General features: G+C 59.8%; 21 protein-coding genes. 5 read left to right on the forward strand and 16 right to left on the reverse strand.

Features of this window, described 5'->3' with window-relative positions:
* Positions 1-20 precede the first annotated feature (20 nt).
* Complete coding sequence (locus AAN986_RS13125; RefSeq protein ID WP_034367101.1) at positions 21-1613, forward strand: hypothetical protein; 1593 nt, start codon at positions 21-23, stop codon at positions 1611-1613.
* A 130-nt stretch (positions 1614-1743) separates the two neighbouring features.
* Positions 1744-3378, forward strand: a complete 1635-nt coding sequence (locus AAN986_RS13130; RefSeq protein WP_034367077.1) for a hypothetical protein — start codon at positions 1744-1746, stop codon at positions 3376-3378.
* Between the two features lie 511 nt (positions 3379-3889).
* Here AAN986_RS13130 and AAN986_RS13135 read toward each other — a convergent pair.
* The 6 genes from AAN986_RS13135 to AAN986_RS13160 form a co-directional block, all read right to left on the reverse strand.
* Positions 3890-4717 (reverse strand): SprT-like domain-containing protein, encoded by an 828-nt coding sequence (locus tag AAN986_RS13135; protein WP_047219791.1) that lies wholly within the window; start codon positions 4715-4717, stop codon positions 3890-3892.
* A 41-nt stretch (positions 4718-4758) separates the two neighbouring features.
* Positions 4759-5343, reverse strand: a complete 585-nt coding sequence (locus tag AAN986_RS13140; RefSeq protein WP_047219792.1) for a flavin reductase family protein — start codon at positions 5341-5343, stop codon at positions 4759-4761.
* Between the two features lie 47 nt (positions 5344-5390).
* Positions 5391-6023 (reverse strand): NAD-dependent dehydratase, encoded by a 633-nt coding sequence (locus AAN986_RS13145; protein WP_047219793.1) that lies wholly within the window; start codon positions 6021-6023, stop codon positions 5391-5393.
* Between the two features lie 78 nt (positions 6024-6101).
* Complete coding sequence (locus AAN986_RS13150; protein WP_047219794.1) at positions 6102-7202, reverse strand: alkene reductase; 1101 nt, start codon at positions 7200-7202, stop codon at positions 6102-6104.
* Between the two features lie 115 nt (positions 7203-7317).
* A complete protein-coding gene (locus AAN986_RS13155; RefSeq protein ID WP_016447017.1) occupies positions 7318-7899 on the reverse strand; it encodes a TetR/AcrR family transcriptional regulator in 582 nt (193 codons plus the stop codon).
* Between the two features lie 35 nt (positions 7900-7934).
* Positions 7935-8903 carry a LysR family transcriptional regulator gene (locus AAN986_RS13160; protein WP_047219795.1) on the reverse strand — a complete coding sequence of 323 codons (969 nt, stop codon included), beginning with the start codon at positions 8901-8903 and terminating at the stop codon, positions 7935-7937.
* A gap of 123 nt (positions 8904-9026) precedes the next feature.
* Between AAN986_RS13160 and AAN986_RS13165 the strand changes: the two genes are divergently transcribed.
* The 3 genes from AAN986_RS13165 (at position 9027) to AAN986_RS13175 (ending at position 12886) form a co-directional block, all read left to right on the forward strand.
* Positions 9027-10043, forward strand: coding sequence for a tripartite tricarboxylate transporter substrate binding protein (locus tag AAN986_RS13165; RefSeq protein ID WP_047219796.1), 1017 nt, complete (start codon positions 9027-9029; stop codon positions 10041-10043).
* A 10-nt stretch (positions 10044-10053) separates the two neighbouring features.
* On the forward strand, positions 10054-11964 hold the full coding sequence (locus AAN986_RS13170; RefSeq protein WP_349335707.1) for an AMP-binding protein: 1911 nt from the start codon (positions 10054-10056) through the stop codon (positions 11962-11964).
* Between the two features lie 193 nt (positions 11965-12157).
* Positions 12158-12886, forward strand: coding sequence for a DUF4198 domain-containing protein (locus AAN986_RS13175; protein ID WP_046239311.1), 729 nt, complete (start codon positions 12158-12160; stop codon positions 12884-12886).
* Between the two features lie 114 nt (positions 12887-13000).
* On the opposite strand, the gene AAN986_RS13180 is transcribed toward AAN986_RS13175, so the two are convergent.
* The 10 genes from AAN986_RS13180 to AAN986_RS13225 all read right to left on the reverse strand — a co-directional run bounded on the left by AAN986_RS13180 (position 13001) and on the right by AAN986_RS13225 (position 22009).
* Entirely contained in the window at positions 13001-13714 is a 714-nt protein-coding gene (locus tag AAN986_RS13180; RefSeq protein ID WP_017405129.1) for a hypothetical protein, read from the reverse strand.
* Between the two features lie 116 nt (positions 13715-13830).
* The gene (locus tag AAN986_RS13185; protein WP_047219800.1) at positions 13831-14703 is read right to left on the reverse strand and encodes a hypothetical protein; all 873 of its coding nucleotides are present in this window, start codon (positions 14701-14703) and stop codon (positions 13831-13833) included.
* A 14-nt stretch (positions 14704-14717) separates the two neighbouring features.
* Positions 14718-15155 carry a hypothetical protein gene (locus AAN986_RS13190; protein ID WP_047219801.1) on the reverse strand — a complete coding sequence of 146 codons (438 nt, stop codon included), beginning with the start codon at positions 15153-15155 and terminating at the stop codon, positions 14718-14720.
* Between the two features lie 42 nt (positions 15156-15197).
* On the reverse strand, positions 15198-15776 hold the full coding sequence (locus AAN986_RS13195; protein ID WP_156180104.1) for a hypothetical protein: 579 nt from the start codon (positions 15774-15776) through the stop codon (positions 15198-15200).
* A gap of 10 nt (positions 15777-15786) precedes the next feature.
* On the reverse strand, positions 15787-16335 hold the full coding sequence (locus tag AAN986_RS13200; protein WP_349335708.1) for a hypothetical protein: 549 nt from the start codon (positions 16333-16335) through the stop codon (positions 15787-15789).
* A gap of 109 nt (positions 16336-16444) precedes the next feature.
* The gene (locus AAN986_RS13205) at positions 16445-16699 is read right to left on the reverse strand and encodes a hypothetical protein (protein ID WP_156136077.1); all 255 of its coding nucleotides are present in this window, start codon (positions 16697-16699) and stop codon (positions 16445-16447) included.
* A gap of 211 nt (positions 16700-16910) precedes the next feature.
* Positions 16911-17378, reverse strand: coding sequence for a hypothetical protein (locus AAN986_RS13210; protein ID WP_156180108.1), 468 nt, complete (start codon positions 17376-17378; stop codon positions 16911-16913).
* Positions 17379-17664: 286 nt separating this feature from the next.
* Positions 17665-18156: a hypothetical protein gene (locus AAN986_RS13215; protein ID WP_349335709.1), complete on the reverse strand. Its 492-nt coding sequence runs from the start codon at positions 18154-18156 to the stop codon at positions 17665-17667.
* A gap of 456 nt (positions 18157-18612) precedes the next feature.
* Positions 18613-20730 (reverse strand): RHS repeat protein, encoded by a 2118-nt coding sequence (locus tag AAN986_RS13220; protein ID WP_052862779.1) that lies wholly within the window; start codon positions 20728-20730, stop codon positions 18613-18615.
* A 166-nt stretch (positions 20731-20896) separates the two neighbouring features.
* Positions 20897-22009, reverse strand: a complete 1113-nt coding sequence (locus tag AAN986_RS13225; RefSeq protein ID WP_082138188.1) for a hypothetical protein — start codon at positions 22007-22009, stop codon at positions 20897-20899.
* Positions 22010-22062: the final 53 nt, after the last annotated feature.

Consider the following 22062-nt stretch of genomic DNA (forward strand, 5'->3'; position numbering starts at 1 on the left):
GACACGCAACAAACCTCTTTATGTGCTTCCTGAAACGGGCCTTTTATGGCCTTTTGCTCTTGTGCGCCTGTGCCGGCAACGGCTTTGCGACACCGCTTTTCATTCAAAGCGGTACCTGGATTGTGGATTCCGAGCTCAATGGCCTGCCGGGCAGGGGCATGGCTATCGACGTGCAAAACCAGCACTTGGTCATGCAGGTCTACAACTACAACCGCGCGGGTCGGCCCACGTTCCATCTGGCTTCCGGTCCGCTCAATGGTCTGCAATTCAAGGGCCCCCTGAGCCAGTACCGGGGAGGCCGGTTCTTTGGCAGCGGTGAACGCGTAGGCTGGGAGGATGAGGTGGCCGGCGAGGTGCGTATCCGGTTCGAAAGCTCCACCTCGGGCTTTATCCAGTTTCCCGGCGAGCCGGAGGTGGCCATGTCTCGCTTTCGTTTCGACGCCGAGCCCGAGGGATTTGCTCTGAAACCGGGCTCGTTAGAGGGTTGGCTGGCCATGGAGTACGACGAACAGGGTAGCCCGTATGCCGCATGGCATTTGGAACTGAGGCAGGGCGCCGGTCCTGATAAAAAACTGTCGCTGACAGTGGCATCCGCCCCGGTGATCGAAAAATCCATGTCCACCGTCAACCCTTGTACCCTGAAGAAGGACGGCTGGATACGGTGCGATGTCATGTTCGAGCAGGGAGAGTCTTGGCAAAGGCCTGCGGTATTTGAAATCAGAAGATCCGTGAATGGACTGGAGGGTTTCATTACCCGCACTGCATTGCCAAATTTGATCAGAAAGCTGCGCGGGAATAAATATCATTTCTACGATGACGCTAATTCTGTAGACCATCGGCTGGTACATACAAAGAATCTGCATGGCAAGTACACCTATGTGCCGGAGCCCGGCACTTGGATCGTTAGCAGCGAACTCAACGGCAAGCCTGGGCGTGGAATGGCGCTGGACTGGCAAAACGGAGTAATTGTCATGCAGGTCTACAACTATGAAGAAAATGGTGACCCCAGTTTCCATCTGGGGGTTGGCAAGGTTTCCGATAATCCATCATCTGGGACCGGCACTATGGATGTCACGACTCGGCTGAAACGCTACGCCGGTGGGCGTTACTTTGGTAGTGATGGCATGAGCGGTCATGAGGACGCCGATGTGGGCGAAGTACAAATGGTCTTTCTGTCGCCTCTGAAGGGTCGGGTGAAATTTCCTGGGGAGTCTTGGAAGGATATGGAAAAATTTCAGTTTGGCTATGGAGAAAAAAATCCGCAGGCGCTTCTCGGGATATGGGCTTTGCAAAATGTGTTGGACCAAAGATGGTGGCTGGAATTGTTCAAGGTTGAAGGAAAATATGCCTTAGGTCAAAGTGTGATGTGCCATTTTGATGACCCCGATGAGAAAATTTTAGAATATCGTGGAACCGTTCGTTGTGTGACGAATTATCAAAATGAAGATTTTCAGCAAATTTTCACTTTTGATTTTTCACCCGAGTACCGGGCAGTTCCCGCATTCTCGTATCAAAGATCTTATGGAAAAACTCATTTCCCAGAGAAAGGATTTGCTGTGCAGGTTTTCGATAAAAATCGTACTCCCATAGGATTTGACAGTATTCTCCATTGAGAAAATCAGGGCATCTAAAGTCATCTGCGATGCCTGGATTTGGCGGACTTCCGGTCAACCCACCATTTGGTGGACAAAGGCACCAGCTGCCAAAATTTAATGGGCAGATTTAGGCCATAAAAGAATCATCATGAATTTTTTGAAACAGGCATTTTATGGCTTCGTACTTTTGTGCGCCTGTGCCACTAACGGCTTTGCGACCCCCATTTTCATCCAAAGCGGCACCTGGATCGTGGACTCCGAGGTCAATGGCCTGCCGGGCCGAGGCATGGCCATTGACGTGCAGAACCAGCATCTGGTCATGCAGGTCTATAACTACAACCGCGCAGGCCAGCCCACGTTCCACCTAGCCTCCGGTCCTCTCAATGGAGTGCAATTCCAGGGCCGGCTGGTTCAATATCGTGGTGGCCGCTTTTTTGGTAGCGGCGAACGCGTAGGCCGGGAGGATGAGGTGGCCGGCGAGGTGCGTATCCGGTTCGAAAGCTCCACCTCGGGCTTTATCCAGTTTCCCGGCGAGCCGGAGGTGGCCATGTCCCGCTTCCGGTTCGATGGAGTGGCCGATGGGTTTTTGCTCAAGCCCGATTTCCGCGAGAGCTGGGTGGCCATGGAGTTCGATGAGGCCGATCGACCCACATCGGCATGGCATATTGACATGTACCGCGATCCTGCGAACGGGGACGTGGAGTCTCTGCTGCTGGCGTCCTCCCCCTGGTATGAAAGCTCTCTGGCCACCTCCAATCCTTGTACCTCCATGGGCTCCGGCGGATGGGTGCGGTGCAACGTCACCTTCGAGCGCGGCGCACCCGAGCAGCAGCGCGCCGTCTTTGAAATCCGCAAGTCTGTGCACGGCCTTGAAGGTTTTGTTACACGAGCGGCCTCGCCACAGACGCGCACCAGGCTGCGTGGCAGCAAATACGCCAGCTACGACGCCGCCGCTGATGTGAGCCACAGGATGTTGCACCAAAGGTTCCAGGGAATCCGCTTTAGCGAAATGCGCGATTCCGGCATGCACTTTTATGTGCCAGAGCCTGGCACCTGGATCGTCAGCCAGGAGCTCAACGGCAAGCCTGGACGCGGAATGGCCATCGATGTCCAAAATGGCAACTTTGTCATGCAGGTCTACAACTATGAAAGCAATGGAAGCCCCAGTTTTCACTTGGCTGTGGGGAAGATGACGTACGACCTCCGAATGGGTGTCGGAACCACGGCCAGTCCCGATGTCAAGGCCCGGCTCAAGCGTTATGCGGGAGGCCGCTATTTTGGGGGCCCTGCCCTGACCGGGCGGGAAGTGGCCGATGTGGGCGAGGTCCAGCTCGCCTTTCAATCCCCTTTGCGGGGCCAGATCAAGTTTCCTGGGGAAGACTGGGTGGCCATCGAGAAATTCCAGTTCGGTTATGGCGCGGCCAACCCGGAGGCGCTTTTGGGACTCTGGGCTTTCCAGGCCATGGGTGAAGGAAATCTGATGTTCGAGCTGAGTCGGGTGGAAGGGGAGTTTGCCAAAGGCGACAGCGCGAGCTGCCACTACTATCAACGTGAGCCTGGCGACTCGGAGTATCCCGGAATCGTGCGCTGCTACCTCCGGTTCCTGGGATCGCCGACCAGCCAGTTCATCTTCAACTTTGATGCATCTGTCGAGAACCGTGCCGTGCCGGCCTTTTCCACCTACCAATCCATGGGGTTCACCTACTATCCCCACAAGGGATTTGCGGTCCAGGTGCGGGACAAAAATGGCACGCCCATAGGATTCGATCGCGTTCGCCATTGAAGGGCGCCCGGGCTGCTGCACCCACCTGGCAATTGCGCTGCGCAAGCAAGTGCATCTATCGCTGGGCGACCTCATGAGGCAGTTCCTGGAGATCGCCCCCAAGCTCAGCCGCAGCGCTCTGCATCGATGCCTGCAGTGGCATGGAATCAGCCGACAGCCGGCAATGCCGATGCTACGAAGGCGCGGAAAGTTCGAAGAAACGACGTTGGGCTCCGCGCATATCGATAGTGCAGGAATGAAGATCTCCAGCGGCAACTGGATCGCCACTGCCAGGCGGCCATCATCGCTGCGCGCGGTGCCATCGCGTTCGCCTGTGGTGCGGATCTTGCCGGGGTAGTGTGCTTGTTAGCCATGAGGACATGGAGATTCCTTGGATCGTGGGTGGAAAGCTAGAGGCTGGTGCGATTGTGGCGACGGCATGCCGGGCCATCGCGGCCTTGCGTGCGGTTTTGTATGGTCTCGGCCGGTATACACCTGCGATACAAATGCCCTGCCAGGCAAGGTGTGCCAGCTATTGCGCGGCGAAGCTTTGCTGGCATTCCCCGCAGATCAGGTTCAGCCCCGGCTTGCCCCAGACATTGACGGGCGCCGCGCAACCGCCGCACCGGTACTTGACGCGCAGGGACTTGTTGAAGGGCTGCACGGTGGTCTCGCCTGTGGTGGAGCCCGGCACCGCCACCGAGGTGCCCACGGGCCGTACGGCTTCGGCCAGGGCGGGCACGGATGACATGGGCGGCTGGGTGCCCTGCATGCCCTGGAGCTGCGTGGCCATGCTCCACTGGCCCGTGACCACATGCTCGATGGCCGGGAAGCGGTCGTACCAGCTCAGTTGGAAGCGCGTGGTCAGCAACTGCTCGCAGGCCGCGAGGAAGGGGCCGCCTGCCATGGCGTAGTCGGCCATCATGTCGCCCGTGCGCCGGCCGCCCGGCCGGCCCGTGGACGAGGGCATGAGGCCCAGCGATTCCAGCTTGTCCGCCCATTCCTCGTTGTGATACCGCGCGCGGCCCGGCTTGCCGAAGTGGTGCTGCCACAGGTGCGTCATCTCATGCACCAGGGTCTGCAGCGTCTCGATGATGGGCACGGCCGCGAAGTAGGCGGGGTTGAGCGCAATCTCGTCCGTGGTGCTGCCATCCAGCGACGCAAAGCGCGCCGCAGAGAAGTAACCGCAGGTGCGTTTCTCGCGCTGCAGCGTGATCAGGCAATGGGGCAGGGCATCGTCGAACAGGCGCTGGTTGAAGTGCTCGTAGGCCTGCTGCAACTCGGAATAGGTTTCGCGCGTGGGGACTGCGCGCGAAGAGGCAAGGGAAGATGCAAGGGAAGAGGCAGTGGCCGAGAGCATGGCTGGATTGTGCAATACAGTCATGCCGCCATTGGCGAGTTTCAGGGCGATCCGTCCTGCACGTTCAACGCCTGCCCAATCGCATAAAACTGCCCACCCGCCACGTAGTGCAGGCTGCGCAGCGCGGGGTCGGCGTTCTCGAAGTGCCAATGGCCGTCCCGGAATACGCGGGTGTCGGACCAGGCGCCCACGATCTCGCCGATGAACAGGTCGTAGGTCTGCTGGTTGTGGGGCTCGGGGATCAGCCTGCAGGCCAGCCAGCCGGCGCAGCCGTCCACAAAGGGCAGGTCGAACCCTTCCATGCCGAACAGTTGAACGCCGCTGATGGCGAGCTTGCCGGCATCGGTGGAAAGGGTGCGCGTGCCGACCTGGTGCGTGAGCTGCAACTGGGCGGCCGTGGGCACCTGGATCACGAACATGCCGCTGTGCTCGACCAGGGCGCGCGTGGCCGTGGCCTTGTCCAGCACCACGGTGAGCTTCGGGGGCGCAAAGTCCAGCGCGCAGCACCAGGCTGCGGCCATGACGTTGTCCATGCCGCCGTGGCGTGCCGAGACCAGGACGGTGGGGCCGTGGTTGATCAGTCGGTAGGACTTGGCGAGATCGACCGGGGCAATATGCGGGTTCATGCAATGGTTCCTGAAGGGTTCTGTTTTTGCGCGTGCAGGCGCCGGGCTCATTCGGCCAGCGCCTCGGAACCCACGATATGGACACCGGGCCTGGCGTTGACAGCTGCCTCTATCAAGGCATGGGCGATGCGGTGTGCGGGGTTGAGCCGCCAGCGCCGGGGCAGCAGCGGGCCCAGGGCGCCAAGAACGCCGACCATGGCGCGCTCGCCCGCCCGGTGCTCGGTGCGCGGGCCGCTGATCAGGCCGGGGCGCACGAAGGTGAGGGAGGCAAAGCCTTGCGCCTGCAGGTCACGCTCGAGTTCGCCCTTGACGCGGTTGTAGAAGATGCGCGAGCCGGCGTCGGCGCCCATGGCCGAGTTCAGCACATAGGTGGGCGTGCCGTGGCGCCGCGCCAGCTGTGCGGCCAGCAGCGGGTAGTCATGGTCCACGCGCTGAAAAGCCGGCTGGCTGCCGGCTTTCTTGATGGTGGTGCCCAGGGTGCAGACCAGGGCATCGGCCCGCCACCAGTCGGCGCCTTCGGGCAGGTGCTCGAAATCGACGATGGGGGCGAGCAGCCTGGGATGCGCCGGCAGCGCCCGGCGTACCGGGGCCACGACACGGGTGATGCGGCTGTCGGCCAGGGCCTGTTGCAGCACCTGGCTGCCCACCAGCCCCGTGGCGCCCACGATCAGCAGTTGCATGGCTTGGTCTTTCGCTTGGTCATTCGATGGGGACGCAAGTCAGCCAGTGTGCCGCAGATCGTGGGGCGGATGGCCGGCTCAGGCGGCCACTGGCCAGTCCGTGTAGCCCTGGGCACCGCCGCCGTAGTAGGCCTCGTGCGGGGCCACGGCCAGTTCCTTGCCATGGCGCAGGCGGGCCACCAGGTCGGGGTTGGCGATGAAGGGGCGGCCGATGGCCACGGTGTCGATCAGGCCCTTGGCGCGGCGGTCCATGGCCAGTTCCAGGTCATAGCCGTTGTTGCCCATGTAGGCGCCGTCAAAGAGCTTGCGCAGCGCGTCCAGGTCCACGCCCGGCGGCAGTTCGCGCGAGCCGCCGGTGGCGCCTTCCACGACGTGCAGGTAGGCCAGGCCGAAGCGGTTGAGCTGGGGGATGAGGTAGCCGTAGAGGGCCATCACATCGCTGTCCAGCGGCGTGTTGCCGGCGTTGGGCGTGACGGGCGACAGGCGGATGCCCACGCGGTCGGCGCCCCAGACCTTGGCCACGGTGTCGGTGACTTCCAGCGTCAGGCGGGCGCGGTTTTCGATGCTGCCGCCATAGGCGTCGCTGCGGTGGTTGGTGGAGTCGCGCAGGAACTGGTCGAGCAGGTAGCCGTTGGCCGAGTGCACTTCCACGCCGTCAAAGCCTGCACGCTTGGCGCATTCGGCCGCATGGCGGTATTGCTCGACGATGCCGGGGATTTCGCTGGTTTCCAGGGCGCGGGGCATGGACACCTCGGCCACGCCGTTGGGCGTGAAGGTGACGCCTTCGGCCTTGATGGCAGAGGGGGCGACAGGGGCCACGCCACCGGGCTGCAGGTCCACGTGCGAGTAGCGGCCCACGTGCCACAGCTGGGCCACGATCTTGCCGCCGGCCGCATGTACGGCGTCGGTGACCTTCTTCCAGCCGGCGACCTGTTCCTCGGTCCAGATGCCGGGGGTCAGGTTGTAGCCGCGGCCCTGGGCCGAGATGTTGACGGCTTCGCTGATCAACAGGCCTGCGCTGGCACGCTGGGCGTAGTAGGTGGCGTGCAGTTCGGTGGGCACGCCGTCGTCACCGGCGCGGCTGCGGGTCAGCGGGGCCATGACGAAGCGGTTGGCGAGCGACAGGCCGCCCAGTTGGGTGGGGGAGAACAGATCGGTGTGAAGGCTGTGGTCGGTCATGGTGTGCAGTGGTGGTGGTTGAACAAAAAGGAGGAGGGATGGGCGAAGGGTGAAAGGTTTGAAGTTGACCAGTCGTCTACAAAAAAGACAAATAAAAAGCAGCGTCCAGGCCTGCTCAGCCCAGCAGCCGCTTCGTGGAAACAAGGGCTGCGGCAAAGGGCTCCTCATGCCGGCCCAGCTTGGACAGCAGGGAGGCACCCAGCCACAGCTGGTACAGCGATTCGGCCAGCGTGGGGGCATCCATGGTGGAGGTGATGGAGCCGTCGGCCTGGCCTGCGCGCACGCAGTCGGTCAGGCGGGTGATGATGGCGTCGGTGCCGGTGCGCAGCACCGAGCGCATGTCGTCGGACAGGTCGCAGACCTCGGGGCCCAGCTTGACCACCAGGCACTGGCCTCCTGCATGGGCCGAGCATTGTTTCTGTGTCCAATGGCGGAAGTAGGTCATCAGCCGGGAGATGGCCGGATCGGGCGTCTCCATGAGCGCATCGATCTTGGCCAGGTACTCGTCGAAGTACTCCTGCAGCAGGGCCTGGCCGAACTCTTCCTTGGACTTGAAGTAGTAGTAGAAGGAGCCCTTGGGCACGCCCGCGGCCGCGACGACCTCGGCCAGGCCGACGGCCGTGTAGCCTTTCTGGGTCATCAACGCCTTGGCCACATCAAGGATGTGCTGGCGTGTTTCCTGTGCGGGTTTCTTCATGGGATCGAAGTCTAACGCAAAAACCGACCAGTCGTCTACAAACTTTGTTCCAGCGTCATTCCGGCGGTCGCAACGCCTGTGCCGTCGGGCAAGTGACCCGGCCGGATGACGCGCGCAAGGCCCATCCTGTCGCTCAGAAAGTCGATCAAGGCCCGGGCGGCGCCGGACTGGAAGCGGTTGGGCATGTACAGCATGAACATGCGGCCCTGGTTGATGCTGAATTCGTAGTCCTGCATGGCCAGCACGACGCGGCCATCTTCCACCTGGCGGCGCACCATGTAGTCGGGCACCAGCCCCACGCCCAGGCCGCCGGTGATGCAGTCGCACAGGAAAGGGTAGCTGCGCGACATCAGCGTGGGCGTGATGTCCAGCTCCTCCAGCGGCTGGCCGTTCCGCGCAATCTGCAGGCGCACCTTGCCGCTTTCGCCGCCCGATGTGATGAGCGGCGTGCGCGACAGCTCGGACGGGGTCTCCGGCAGGCGGTGGCTGCGCAGCCAGTCGCTGGAGGCGCACAGGCTGTAGCGCACCGGCCCCATGTCGCGCGCCACCAGCATGGGCGGCGGGTCGGACATGACGCGGATCGCGATGTCCACGCTGTCCTTGAGCAGGTTGTCGATGAAGTTTTCCAGGCGGATGTCCAGCACCACCTGCGGATGGGCGCGCTTGAACTCGATCAGCCACGGCGCCATGACCAGGTGGCCGTAGCCGGTGGGCACGCTCAGCCCGATCTTTCCCGAGATGTCGTCCGTGCTGCTTTGGGCCAGCTCGCGCACCAGCTCGGTCTCGTTGAGGATGTTGCGCGCATGGCGGTAGATGCGCTGTCCGACCTCGGTGGCCTCCACGCCCTGGGGCGTTCTGCGCAGCAGCGATGCGCCCAGGGACTTCTCCAGCCGGGCCAGGTGGTAGCTCACGTTGGCCCGCGACATGTTCAAGAACTTTGCCGCCTGGCTCAGGTTTCCGTGTTCGATGATCTGGACAAGGATGTTGAATGCCAGGAGATCCATGCGTTGCGGTCCAAGGGGGTGTCAATATTGTTTGACATGATGTCAACCGCCGCCGCCATTGTCAAAGAGGGTGCGCTGGGCAGAATGGGCCAGCCAGAACACATAAACATTCAAGGAGACAAGATGGCAGACATCACAAAAAGACAGGCGTTGGCCAAGGGCATGGCGCTGGGCGCCATCGGCGTGGCTGCGTTCGCATCGCTGTGCGGCGCGGCGCAGGCCAATACCGATACCGGCGCCTGGCCCGACAGGCCGATTCGCCTGGTCGTTCCCTTCCCGCCGGGCGGGCCCACCGATGGCGCGGCGCGCGTCTACGCCGAGGCGCTGGCGCGCCAGCTGGGCCAGCCCGTGGTGATAGAGAACAAGCCCGGCGCATCGGGCGCGGTGGCGGCAGGCCAGTTCCGCACGGCAGCGCCTGACGGCTATACGCTGATGATGATGGTCACGCCCACCATCATGGCGCCGCATTTCTTCAAGAACGTCAAGTTCCACCCGGCCACGGATTTCGCCTCGGTCACCAAGATCTATGACTTGCCCAATGTGATTGCGGTCAATGCGCAGTCCTTGCCCAAGGTGACGGACCTCAAATCGCTGTTCCAGTACGCCAAGGCGCAGCCCGCCACGCTGGACTACACCAGCTCCGGCGCGGGCAGCTCGGGCCACCTGAGCATGGAACTGATGAAATCCGCCAAGCTGCACACCATGCAGCACGTGGCCTACAAGGGCAGTGCGCCTGCCATGAACGACACGCTGGGCGGCGTGGTGCCGGTGATCTATGCGGACATGGTGTCTGCGCTGCCCCATATCCGCAGCGGGCGGCTGAGGGCGCTGGCGGTGGGCACGCCGCAGCGCGTGAAGGCGCTGGACGGCGTGCAGACCATGGCCGAGCAGGGCTTTGGCGGCTATGAGGCATCGTCCTGGGGCGGCCTGGTGGCACCCAAGGACACACCGCGCGCCATCATCGACAAGCTCAGCGCCACCTCGCGCCAGCTGCTGGCCACCGACGAGGTGCGCGACCGTTTCGAGAAAATCGGCGTGACGGCCGCCTACCTCAACCCCCAGGACACCGAGGGCCTGATCCGCAGCGACTACACGCGCTGGGGCGAGGTGGTGCGCACCAACGGCCTGGGTGCGGAGTGAATCCATGGCCATGAGTCCTATCCCTGTGCAATCCATGTTCCGGCCCCTGCGGGCTGTGCGTTCCCTGGCCGATGTGGAGGCCATCGAAAGCCAGCCCATGGCCGGGCTGATCACGGCGCAAACGGTCTACGACCTCTTTTGCAACTCCGCGCGTGAGCACGGCCAGGGCAGGGCGCTGAGCTTTCTACCCCAGGCCGGCAGCGTGGATGACGCCCGGCACCTGAGCTATGCCGAACTGCTGGGCAAGATTCACCAGACGGCCAACGCCCTGCATGCGCTGGGCATGGGTGCCAGCGACACGGTGGCCATCCTGCTGCCCGGCTGCATGGAGTACCACTTTGCGCTGTGGGGCGGCGAGGCGGCGGGCATCGTGCAGCCCATCAATCCTTTGCTGAGTGCCGAGAAGATCTCTGCCCTGATGCGGACCACGGGCGCGCGCTTTCTGATCGCCTGGGCGGACGAGGACGATGCCGGCATCCGCGAGAAAGTCACGGCGCTGGATGCGGACCTGGCGCATGTGCTCTGGGTCTCGCATGAAGGCCGGGTTCCCCAGGGGGATGGACAGCGCTGGCCCGCCAGCGATCTGAACGCCGCCCTGGCCGCCCAGCCCTCCGACCGGTTGGTGAGCGGGCGCCAGCCCCAGGCCGGCGACGTGGCGGCCTACTTCCATACCGGGGGCACCACGGGTGCGCCCAAGATCGCCGTGCAGACGCATGGCGCCCAGGTCTACACCGCCTGGGCCAGCGTGCAGATGCAGGGCTTGAACACGGCCGACCGCACCATCAACGGCTACCCGCTGTTCCATGTGGCGGGCGTGCTGCCGGGCTCGCTGGCCTGCTTCTCGGCCGGGGCCCACGTCATCATTCCGACCACGGGGCTGTTTCGCAACAAGGCCGTGATTGCCGGCTTCTGGCACATGGCGGCACAGTGGAAGCCCACGCTGATGTCGGCCGTGCCCACGGTGCTGGCCGCGCTGGTGGAGGTGCCGCTGCAGCGGGCCGATGTGTCCTCCATCCGCTACTTCCGCACGGGCGCCGCGCCGCTGTCGCCCGAGGTGGCGGCGCGCTTCAAGGCGCACAGCGGTTTTCATGTGCACGAGAGCCTGGGCATGACCGAGATGACGGGCATCTCCACCATCACGCCGCCCGGCCTGCACGCGGCGGCCGGCCATGTGGGCCTGCGCCTGCCGTTTGCGCGCCTGGCCGTGCGCCGCATGGAGCCGGACGGCAGGCCATCGGGCCAGGAAGCGGCGGCCGGCGAAACCGGCATGGTGGTGTTCCAGTCGCCCAACCTGTTTTCCGGCTACCTGGGCGGCATCGCGCCGTCCAGCTACCTCACCGATGACGGCTGGCTGATCACGGGGGACCTGGGCTCGGTCGGCGAAGATGGCCTGCTGCGGCTGCGCGGGCGTTCCAAGGACGTGATCATCCGCAGCGGCCATAACATCGATCCGCAAGTGATAGAGCAGGCGCTGGAGCGCCATGCCGCCGTCAAGGCCTGCGCCGCCGTGGGCGCGCCCGATGCCTATGCGGGCGAGGTGCCTGTGGCCTTTGTCGCGCTCCAGCCCGGCGCCCAGGCCGATGAGACCGAACTGCTGGCCTTTGCCGCAGCCGGCGTGGACGAAGCGCCCGCGCGCCCGCGCTATGTGCGCATCATCGATGCGCTGCCCACCACCAACGTGGGCAAGGTCTACAAGCCGCGCCTGCGCAGCATGGCTGCGGAAATCTACGCCCGCACCCTGGTGGCCCAGGCGCATGAGCGCATGGGCCTGCCGCTGCCGCCCGCGGCCAGCACCACGCACGCGGAGGGCGAGGGCTTTGTGCTGCGCCTGGCCAGGGCGGCTGACCGGAGCCCTTGGGAGCAGTCCGCCGAGGCGCTGGCCTTCACGGGCGAGCCGGTGCGCATCGAGGATGCCGCCTGAACGCTGGGCCGGACCCCATTGCAGCCACCTGGTGAACTGCGCCGGAGCGGTGTGCAATGCGCATAGAATGCAAACCATTCGCATTCAATAATCAATGCGGCGACATGCGGCCGCACCCCACTCCCAAGCACGTTCATGCCGTCGGCCCGTTATGGCGCCGATGGCTGTTTTTTTGTCCTTTGAGGAAGCTGCAATGAAGAAACACTGGATTCTTGTCTCCGCACTCCTGGCCGCCAGCGGCGCCAGCCAAGCCCACCAGATCTGGCTGGAGCAACCTGCCGGCGAAACCGCCGTAATCCGCTTTGGCGAGTTTGGCGACAACCTGCGCGAGACATCGCCGGGCCTGCTCGACAAGTTCGGCAAGCCCGTGGCCACCCTGGTGTCTGCCCAGGGCGAGAAGGCGGCCGATGGCCGCAAGACCGGCACTGGCTTTGCGCTGCCCTTCAAGGCCGGCCAGGGCGACAGCATCGTGGCCGAGGATGCCGGCTACCCGCTGTACACCAGCAAGAAGGGCGAGCAGGAACTGCGCAACTGGTACCACCCGGCCGCGCGCCTGATCACCGGCTTTGCCGCCCAGGCCCCGCGCCTCACGCTGGATGTCGTGCCCTCGGGCAAGGCCGGCGAGTTCAAGGTCATCTACAAGGGCCAGCCGCTGCCCAAGGCCAAGGTCGTGCTGACCGTGCAATCGGGCTGGAGCAAGGAAGCCCATGCCGACGAGCAGGGCCTGGTGCAGTTCGACATGCCCTGGAAGGGCACCTACGTGGCCGAAGCCACGCACGACGAGCGCAGCGGCGGCGAGCGCACCGGCCCGAACGGTGCAGAAAAATACGACGGCGTGCACTACGTGACCTCGGTCACCTACGTCAAGCCTGATGGCGTCGCCGCCATCCCGGCCGGCCCTGCAGCCAAGCCCAACAAATAGGCACTGCGGTCCTGCACGGCCCGCACCGCCCCGCACCGGCCGGTGCGGGGCACCGGTTTCCATGGCGTCCGGGCCTGCAGGCATACGGGCGCGACGCCAGCCACCAGGCAGGGCTCAGGGCAGGAACGGTGACGACAGCAGCCGCAAGCCAATGGAAAACCACCGCTCCTGCGTGCTGCTGCCCGCGCGGTTGCCGTAGGTGGCATCGACCTGCACATGATTGGGAACCAGCCAGTAGCGCAGGCCCATCTGGTAGAAGGGCTTGCCCTGGTTCTGGCCGAATGTCTCGGCAATCAGCCAGGTGCTCTGGCTCAATTGGGCCTCGGTGGCCAGGCCCCAGGTCATGAGGTTGCGATGCGCCTGCGCCGTGCGCAGCCAGCCCACGTTGGTGTGGAAGAACAGCCGGTCATCGCGCAGCGAGAACGTGACGGGCACATAGGCGTACAGGTCTCCCCGGCCCTGGCCCTCGTCATTCGGATGCCGGGCATTGCCCACGGCCAGGCCCCAGCCCCAGCCATTGGGCTGCAGTTCCTTGAACAGGGTCTTGCCCTGGATCACCACATCCGTGGTCCGGCTGCTGCCGTCCTCTCGCGTGCGTGCCGCGCCCAGCGTCAGCTCCAGATTGCCCGTGAAATTGCAGGCCGGCTGGGCCCAGAACTCCGTGCTGTCCTTCTTGGACTTGACCCAGCTTTCCAGCTGGCAGGACTTGGCATCGACGATGCGGGCATCATCCGTGATCATGGGCCGGGCTGCATGGGCCGGGCTGGTGCCGAGACAGGCTGCCAGGCCCAGGGCTGCCGCCGTCCAAAGGGAGTGGGAATTGCGCATGGCCCGCCATCCTAAAGCCGAAAAATGACGCCACCAGAACATTGTTGTGCCAGGAGCGCCACAACAACGGCTGTGCACGGATTTCCCCCATATGGCCCATATGGCCCTATATGCCCTTATATGGCTGGCACATCTAGGCACAGACGCAGACCCGCCATCTGGCCGGGCATGTTGGCCAGCGGCAGCTGAAGCTCCGTCAGCAGCATGGCCTGCTGCATGGGATGCTGAAACGGATAGAACGCCGCCGCACCGCCACGGATGCGCCACTCGTGCGGACTGGCCTGCAGCCGGGTGAACGTGGCCACCGCCAACGCCGCCATTCCCCAGGGATTGGCGGCCGCGCGGTTGAGCCGACCATCGCCAAACTGCGTCAGGCACACATCCCCGGACAGATCGCGCTGGGGAACTGCGTCCCCGCACACATACAGCCGCTCCGTGCCTGCCTTCGCAACGTACTCCCACTCATGGTCCCAAGGCAGGCGATAGCCCGTGGCGGCCAAAAAGCGCTGCGCTTCCCCTTGCGTGACATAGGCGGGAAACGGCCCGTCCTCGCTGGAGAAATCAGGCCGCTCCAGCCCATCGCACAGCTCCACATGCTCTTCAATCACCCACTCGAACGTGGGAAAGCGGCCCATCAGAAATGCGGGCACATACACGGGACCCGCCTCCTGCGCTGCATGAACCACTGGCGCAATCAAGGACCAGTCCTCAGCAGGGATCGAATCGCGCAGCTTATCCAACCGCTGCGCCGTTGCGCCGTAGGTGAAATCGCCGCCCAGGACCAGGGTCAGCGTTGTCTCATGCTGCGCGTCGTAAAAGCAAGGAACCTCCCATGCCGCGCCCTCAGCAGGTTCCGTAGAGACGAATGGTTTGGCGAACTCGAAGCCGCGCGGCAGCCCCTCCAGAATGGCTTGGGCAATCTCTGCGCGGCGGGAGGGCAGTGTGGATTGCCAGGATTGGGGGCTGGCGAGTTCAGGGATGGTGTGCATGGTCGGGACAAAAATCACATGACTTCAAACAGATGAAATTTGATGCTGTGCGGATTTTTGCCGAAATCTCCAGGCAGTTCGCCACGCATGGTCAGATCGCACCTCTTGTCTTGCCTGAAAACATCCATCTCGTAGCCCCAGCCTCCGTAATTCAATCGATAGACCCTGATTGAGGAATTTTCATCGTCGGCACAAATTTCATCTTTTTCCAGAACGAGCTGGCTACCTATTGGAGGAGGTGCAAGCGAGGTGAAATCGTCTTTGCCGAGATGATTTTCCAATGCTTCAAAAGCCTCATCCATTTGCAGTGGGCTGATACCGAAGTGGGCTTCAAGGGTTTTCAGATCTTGTTGAAAGAATGCGGTCGCCAGCAAGCGGATGGATTTCTCTGCGGTCTCCAGATTGAGTGTATGAAGATTTGGGTCGTATTCATATGAATGGGTAGATGCCATGTCTGGGATCTTAAATAAAGATTTTAGAACCATTGGTGGAAATTATTTCAATATATGGCCCGTGGCTACCAATATTTGTTTTATTTTTCTAAGCTTCCTGTTACTCCTTCTCGCCAGTACTGCAGATATTTCAGTGAAGTCATTTTCAACAGCCTTGGAGGAGATTTTTCTGTTTTTCATATCATCGATTATTGCGGCATTGGTTTCAAATGTAAGGGCTAGAGGGTTTTCCTTGTGGTATGAAAATCTACAAACGCATAGATCATTAATGATGAGTGCACCATCGGATTTTTTGTTGTCAAGGAACAATCTCATGTTGGCTGGCTTATTAATCATCTTAAGGATGGTGGATAACCTGAATCCATGGAAATCAAGGCCGCTGCTCCATATTTTCCCTTTGAACGTGTATATCTTGAAGTTGATTCCCTGGTTTTTATTCACTATGGAATAATATTTCTCGAATAATTCATGGTCATCCGGATCTCCCTCTCTGGAAAACCCCTTGGATGCCAGGTCTTCTATGCTTTCTGGCACCGTTGCTGATGTTTCAACATTCAGACATATTTCTCCAAATAAATATTTGTTTAAAATAATTCTTATCTTTTGGTAATCGATTGTCATAATGGAAGGGTTATGTATCCAACTGTATGGGCTTCAATAATACATTTGCCTTTTGCAAAGGTATCGTGTGGCAGCAAAGAAATTCAGGCAATCGGCTCTGATTCTTAAGATGTTCAGTCCCGCAGTGAGATGCCACGACCAGTAGTCCAAGAGTGGGCCGTGGTGCGGCCCAGGCCCCTTGGCCCTGTTCGTCGGTGATCCAGTGGCGACCGATCTGGTCGCACTGGTACCAGTAGGTGCTGTGCTCTTCGCCCGCTCCCTGAATGGTGGCCAGCGGCACAAAGCTCCCCGGCTCGTAAATATAGAGCGCCTGTCTTGTACCTCGCTGGCTGTGCACCATGAGGTCGCCATCCCAAAGGTAGTGGGTACTGCAGAAGGCATCGCTTTTGGCGACACATCGGCCCGTGGGGTCGTAGGCGTAGCGGGTGGCCTGGGTGACGCCGTGGCGCGTGGTGTTCGATTCGACGAGCTGGTGGTCTGCGTTCCAAGTTAGGTCCAGCACTTCCTGGGTGCCGGTCTTTTGGTTGCCGCGGGTGCGGCGGGTGACGTTGCCGCGCACGTCGTATTCAAAGTGCAGGTCCTGGTATAAGCGCAGGCGGCATACTAGGTCTGCGGATATGAATTATGGCAATGGTTCCAGTGAGATGCACGTAGCTTATATTTATGTGTCAATCTGGTGTTGCCCAAAGATCGGCGGATAGGTTATGAATAAACCTGGAGGCAATGGGTTTGCTTAGTTTTTGATGTACTAAGGTTTGGGTATCTGAAAAAACAAGGCCAAAAGTTAGAGTCCCCTGAAAACCACGATAGCTAGATACTCCTTGAGCATAGAAAGCTACCTGTTTGAGAATAAAATCGCCGTCCATATGGATGGAGTTATCTTTAAAGATTCGATTATAGTTGTCTTGATTTTCATAGATCAACGCAATGCTATGCTTCTCGTTTTCTTCAATCTAGCTATTTCTTGCATTTATAGCTGCTGCTTCAGTATCCTCTTCGTATTCTTCGTCTTGCTCTGCAAGATGAGGTCGTTCAAAGATTCGATGCTCCTGAAGCCAAGCATCGAAAGAAGGATCATTGGGAGATTTTCCAATGAATGAAACGAGAATTTTTCCATCCATAGAATATGAGATTCTATTTAAGGTTGAGATTCTTTGCGTCGAATTTGTTAATCTTTCTTATTCTTATGGTTTCTATGCCTTTCCACTTGTTTTTATAGAATATGATAATTATGTGGTTGTCCTTTTGATACGCTTGGACAAGGTCTTCCTGATTCTTGCTGACTGATTTTCCCAATTTTTCTTCAACCTGTGATTTGTCCATTGCAAAAGCGAGGTTGAATGGATTTTCTTTTTCAAAGCCTTTATTGATATCGAATGATTCAAAAGTGAACCAGCCATCCCCAATAGGTGGGGAAAGATATTTTTCCTTGTATGAATCTGTGGGGTCAAATTCCATGGAAATCAATTTGTCTTTGGTTTTTATTCTTGTTGTTGAATCTCCCTTTGGCATCTTTTTTATGTCATTCTCGAGAAGAAATGATTCAAAATCATCACTTGTCGAATTATGGCCCAGGAAGGATAGCAATCTTTCGGTATTCATCATATTTCCTTATGTTGATGGTAATTTTGGCTTCACGGCTTTATGGGATAAAGCCATGTCTTCGACATATTCGTCAAAATCAAAATCCTTTAGCTCTTCCACTGATTGCATGTACTCTTCAAGGTATCCATGGTCTTTCCCTTTCATCGCTTTTCTAGTGGCTTCTGTATCACGTTTGAAAGCGTCCTTCAGTCCTTTCGAGTTCCCCTGAATCAAAGGCTTGTTCTTGCTGCCATATGCTCGGCACTCTTTGTGAATATCTTCAGGGACAGTGATGGTCGGCGCATTATTGTAGACTCGTTGAGAACCGAATTTGCTGCTTTTCTGACAGGCTGTCCCATATGCCGTTTTCGACCAATAGATCTTTTGCCGCTTGCTTGAGAGCCCCTCCGGACGGGACATGAGCCGCATTCAGTTCTCCAAGTTTTTTAGGTGCCTTGTTGTAGGTCGATCTTTTACCGCAATCCCTGTGCTTCTTGGGCTTGCCTTTATCTTTTCCACCACCTTGCCCATCTGCCTTCTTTGCCGCAGCTTCTTCAGCCTCTTTGGCTGCTTTTTGTGATCCAGCTTCTGCCGCTTCGCGGCCGGCGTTCTTGCCTACGGCCTCTGTTGCCGCTGCTGCTGCCTTCTTCCCATACTTGGCTCCGGTGGCCGCCATCCCCGCGCCCGGGATCATGGCTGCCGCGCTCAAGGCAGCGTTGACTTTATCGCCCTCGGCAAGATAGATCAAAGCGTTGGCGCCGTCGGCAATTTCGCCTACGCCGGGGATGAGGCCCACGACATCCAGACCTGTGTGCACAACGTCGCTGCCTCAGCGCTGCCACCAGCTTTTTTCCTGGGCCACGGGCTTGATGGCGGGAGCCGTGGCTCCGTGGAGGTTGGGGGCCGTGTCGGGGATGACCAGTCCCGAGGTGTTGCCTATCGGCCCTGGAGAAGGGTAGGCGTTGGGCTTGACCTGTGCAGTTTGTGACTGCGCTGCAGGCCGTTGTTTTTCTGGTGGCCATGGCGCTTCAGGGCTTCTTCCAGTTCATCCAAATCTTGTCGCCGGTGCGCACGATGGCCCGGCCATTGACGTAGACGGTTTTGCTGTGGTCGATTTTGTGATGTTGGTTTGGCTAACCAAGCTATTGCCGTGCCCGGGTTCATCACCTATGACTTTGTCGACATAGCTCTAGTTGTGAAAGTAGACGGCGTGCCCTGCAGGAAGACATTGGGGTGCACTGTCTGTGCTGGTTCATCTGGTGCTTGATGGGGGGCTGACCTGACGCCTGGACCGATAGCTGAGGGTGGGCGATGTTGATCTGGTGCAGATGACCCGGGCCATAGAACGCCAGTGCAGGGTGCGGCCATCCGGCATCCGGATGTGGGTGCGGTTGCCCAGTTCGTCATAGCCGTGCGAGAGGCTGCGCTGCAGTTTCTGGCGGGCCTGGCCTGTGGCATTGCCCAGAGCCTGCAGGGTCTGGGTCTCGCTGAGCAAATGGCCCACGGGGTCATAGGCAAAGGCCAGGTGGGAGGCGGCGTTGCCGGCCTGGGTCAGGCGGCCCAGGGCGTCGTAGCGGTAGGTGGTTTCTTCCACGGGGCCGGTGTGGCCCATAGCGCGCTTGGCCAGCAGACGGCCCAGGGCGTCGCGCTCGAAGCAGGTGACCTTGCCGGGCCCGGCGTCGCTGCCGCCAGCTTCGATGACGTGGGTCAGTTCACCGGCGGCGTTGTAGATGTAGCGCTGCCAGCGGCCGTCGAAGCCGACTTCGTCGGTGAGCTGGTCGCGCAGGTCGTAGCGGAAGTAGGTGCGGGCGTGGTTCTCGTTGTCCAGGGCGATGAGACGGCCGGCTTGGTCGTAGTGGTAGGTGAGGCTGCGGCCTGCGGCGTCAATCCGGGTGAGCGGGCGGCCCATGCCGTCGTAGGTGTAGCGGGTGCTCTGGCCCATGGGGTCGGTGTAGGCCAGCAGGTGGCCTTCGCCGTTCCAGGCGTAGAGGTGGGTCGGGGTGGCGGGCTGGCTGCCTGGGGCTGCGGGGCTGGATGGCTCGATGACACGTATCAGCTGGCCCGCATCGTTGTATTCGTAGCGGGTCTGCTGGCCCAGCGCATCGGTGCGCAGCACGGGCTGGCCCAGGGCGTCGTAGGCGAAGCGCGTGGTCTGGCCCGAGCAGTCGGTGTAGGCCACAAGGCGGTCGGCCTCATCCCAGGCCAGGCGCTTGGAGCCTCCCTTGGCGTCAATGACTTCCACGGTGCGGCCCCGGGCGTCATGGCGGTAGCGCGTGGTGCGGCCCAAGGGGTCGGTGGCCTGCACAAGGTGGCCGCGGCCGTCGTATTCCTGATGCCATTCGTGGCCCTGGGCGTCGCGCAGCGTGGTGACCAGGTCCAGCGGGTTGTATTGCAGCGTGGTGGCATGGCCCATGGCGTCGATGATCTGGACCAGGTTGCCGCGTGCATCGCGGCGCAGGGTGGTGCGGCGGCCCAGGGGGTCTATGCGGCCTGTGGAGGCGCCGGTGGCATCGGTGGGGGTCTGCTCGATGATCTGTTCGGGCGTGCCTTCCGCGATGACGGTGGCGATGATGTTGAAGCGCGCATCCCAGTGGTAGGCGGTGGTGCGGCCCAGGCCGTCGGTGTGGCGCGTTACACGCTCATGGGGCAGGTAGGTGAAGCGGTCGTCGTCCTGGCCGGGCACCGGCGTGTCGGCGCACCAGGAGCGCAGCACGCGGCCCTGGGGTCCTTCGATGTCGTACTGGGCGAAGTAGCGATGCCCGCTGGATTTGCGGTAGCTCACCAGCACGCCGGAGCGCCAGGCGTATTGGCGGTAGGGCTGGCTGCCGTGGTGCGTGGAGATGAGCTGGCCCTGGGCGTCGTAGGCGTACTGGGCCAGGGTCTGCGGGGCGTGCTCCGGGGCATGCAGGACCACGGCAGTCAGGCGGGCGCCGGCAAAGGCGTCCAGCGGCAGTGTGCCTGGCGCGCTCCAGTGCAGGTGCAGGCGGCGGCCTGCGGTGTCGCTCAGGCCGGCGAGCAGGGGGCGGGCAAAGGGTGTGTGTGGCTTGCCCTGTGTGGCGGGGGCCGCACCCTGGCCTGCGGCGTAGCGTGCACTCCAGGTCTGCGTTGTGGCGGGTTCGTCCGAGCCCAGGGCGTATTTCCAATGCAATTGCACGGTGTTGCCGTCGCGGTCCTGGAGCGCGGCCAGCGGCAGGCGCCATTGCTCGGGTGCTTCGCGGCGGAAGAGGCGGGACAGGCCTTCCTTGTAGGTGATGGCCCAGAGGTCGGGTTCGGGGTGGCTGAGCGTGAACTTTTCATAGATGTCGAAATGCTCGGCTCCCACGGCCAGGGAGGGCAATGTGACGTACAGGCCTGTGTCGTCTGCCAGCACGCACCGCGAGTGGCAGATCAGATTCTGTAGTCAATAAAAATGACCATTTCTTAGCAGCTGCCTCTGGAATTAATTACTCGGAGAGAATTGCTGTTATGGAGTTATATTGGAAAAACTGTGAAACTTAAATGCGTAGTAAGGCTTAAAAATATAAAAGAAGCCGTTTTTATGATTTTGATGAATTATCTGGTAATACGGATTTGATATTTTCCTGTGCATGCAGTGTTATTCTGGCCAGTTGCCAATCTATTAAGCTGAAAACTGCCTGAATTATAATATTTGATGGTAGCCGCCAATACAGCGAAAAAAGCGTTTCGCTATCTGCTCTTCTGTCGAAGGGTATTGCCATTTTTCTCATCACTACATCAGGACTTTCCCCAAATGACAGGCGAAAAGGAAGCAGACCTTCATATCCGAAGGATCCGAGATCTCCTCGTCTTTTGTATGTAATGGCACTTATTGCATTTTTTGATGAATTCTTGCTGCCATCATTCATTTTTTTCAGGTAAATTATAATCCCTTGAGATCTGCTGAGAGATGAAAATTCTTCAGGGCAGTCATAGTCATCAATAGACTGATGTAGCCCATGTTTTGAAAAAAAATCCAGCACTTCCGGAGCATCGTATGCTTTTCCCAAATGAATGCTGCCAATCATGTCTGGGAACGATGCTGCTGCCGTATCAAAATTTGGTTTCAGCATAACCTTGTCATGTATATTTTTTTTTCTTATATGGACGTGAGCTAAGCATGAACTACCTTTTCCCATGAATCCAAAATTGACAATCAGGTCGTATATGTGAAAAAGCTCCACAGGAGTATCGTAAATTATTCTGCTAGCTATTGGATCTCCAAAAAAGGTGTACGCGGGATCATTTTTCTTTGTCTCCATTGTGATGCCCGACAGAAAACTGCCCTGAAATCCTTGATAGGTTTGTACGCCATTGGCGAAGAAGGCAATCTGCTCAAGCACAAACGGGTCAGAGAAGGTTATTTGCTCTGAGTGCGTTAGTTCATAATCCTCCCTTTTCTTGAAAATGAGGCAAAATCCATTCCGTTCTGATCCAATGATCAGCGAATCTTTGGACTTTTGATTTAATTCGTATTCGGCATCTGTATCCTCCTTGTCATCTGCGTCTTCTAGTAACTCCAATTCTTCCACTGTCATCGGGCGATCATGGATGTTATATTCTTCAAGAAAATCTTCCAAACGCTGATCTTTTGAAGAGCAACCAAGGAAATTAATTAGCGCCGAAGAAATTATGGAAGATGGGGTTTTCATGATCTGAGGCGGTTTATCTGATTTTTAGCAAGTCAGATTACTAGATATGGACG

The sequence above is a fragment of the Delftia sp. DS1230 genome, from assembly GCF_040112715.1.
In the GTDB taxonomy this organism is placed as follows: domain Bacteria; phylum Pseudomonadota; class Gammaproteobacteria; order Burkholderiales; family Burkholderiaceae_C; genus Comamonas; species Comamonas tsuruhatensis.

What these genes read in the sequence shown, in the direction of transcription:
- AAN986_RS13190 (WP_047219801.1), bottom strand. Translation starts at nt 15,155, where the DNA reads ATGGCATCTACCCATTCATATGAATACGACCCAAATCTTCATACACTC.
- AAN986_RS13170 (WP_349335707.1), top strand. Translation starts at nt 10,054, where the DNA reads ATGAGTCCTATCCCTGTGCAATCCATGTTCCGGCCCCTGCGGGCTGTG.
- AAN986_RS13125 (WP_034367101.1), top strand. Translation starts at nt 21, where the DNA reads ATGTGCTTCCTGAAACGGGCCTTTTATGGCCTTTTGCTCTTGTGCGCC.
- AAN986_RS13210 (WP_156180108.1), bottom strand. Translation starts at nt 17,378, where the DNA reads ATGAATACCGAAAGATTGCTATCCTTCCTGGGCCATAATTCGACAAGT.
- AAN986_RS13150 (WP_047219794.1), bottom strand. Translation starts at nt 7,202, where the DNA reads ATGACCGACCACAGCCTTCACACCGATCTGTTCTCCCCCACCCAACTG.
- AAN986_RS13135 (WP_047219791.1), bottom strand. Translation starts at nt 4,717, where the DNA reads ATGCTCTCGGCCACTGCCTCTTCCCTTGCATCTTCCCTTGCCTCTTCG.
- AAN986_RS13175 (WP_046239311.1), top strand. Translation starts at nt 12,158, where the DNA reads ATGAAGAAACACTGGATTCTTGTCTCCGCACTCCTGGCCGCCAGCGGC.
- AAN986_RS13160 (WP_047219795.1), bottom strand. Translation starts at nt 8,903, where the DNA reads ATGGATCTCCTGGCATTCAACATCCTTGTCCAGATCATCGAACACGGA.
- AAN986_RS13130 (WP_034367077.1), top strand. Translation starts at nt 1,744, where the DNA reads ATGAATTTTTTGAAACAGGCATTTTATGGCTTCGTACTTTTGTGCGCC.
- AAN986_RS13180 (WP_017405129.1), bottom strand. Translation starts at nt 13,714, where the DNA reads ATGCGCAATTCCCACTCCCTTTGGACGGCGGCAGCCCTGGGCCTGGCA.
- AAN986_RS13195 (WP_156180104.1), bottom strand. Translation starts at nt 15,776, where the DNA reads ATGACAATCGATTACCAAAAGATAAGAATTATTTTAAACAAATATTTA.
- AAN986_RS13140 (WP_047219792.1), bottom strand. Translation starts at nt 5,343, where the DNA reads ATGAACCCGCATATTGCCCCGGTCGATCTCGCCAAGTCCTACCGACTG.
- AAN986_RS13155 (WP_016447017.1), bottom strand. Translation starts at nt 7,899, where the DNA reads ATGAAGAAACCCGCACAGGAAACACGCCAGCACATCCTTGATGTGGCC.
- AAN986_RS13225 (WP_082138188.1), bottom strand. Translation starts at nt 22,009, where the DNA reads ATGAAAACCCCATCTTCCATAATTTCTTCGGCGCTAATTAATTTCCTT.
- AAN986_RS13145 (WP_047219793.1), bottom strand. Translation starts at nt 6,023, where the DNA reads ATGCAACTGCTGATCGTGGGCGCCACGGGGCTGGTGGGCAGCCAGGTG.
- AAN986_RS13165 (WP_047219796.1), top strand. Translation starts at nt 9,027, where the DNA reads ATGGCAGACATCACAAAAAGACAGGCGTTGGCCAAGGGCATGGCGCTG.
- AAN986_RS13185 (WP_047219800.1), bottom strand. Translation starts at nt 14,703, where the DNA reads ATGCACACCATCCCTGAACTCGCCAGCCCCCAATCCTGGCAATCCACA.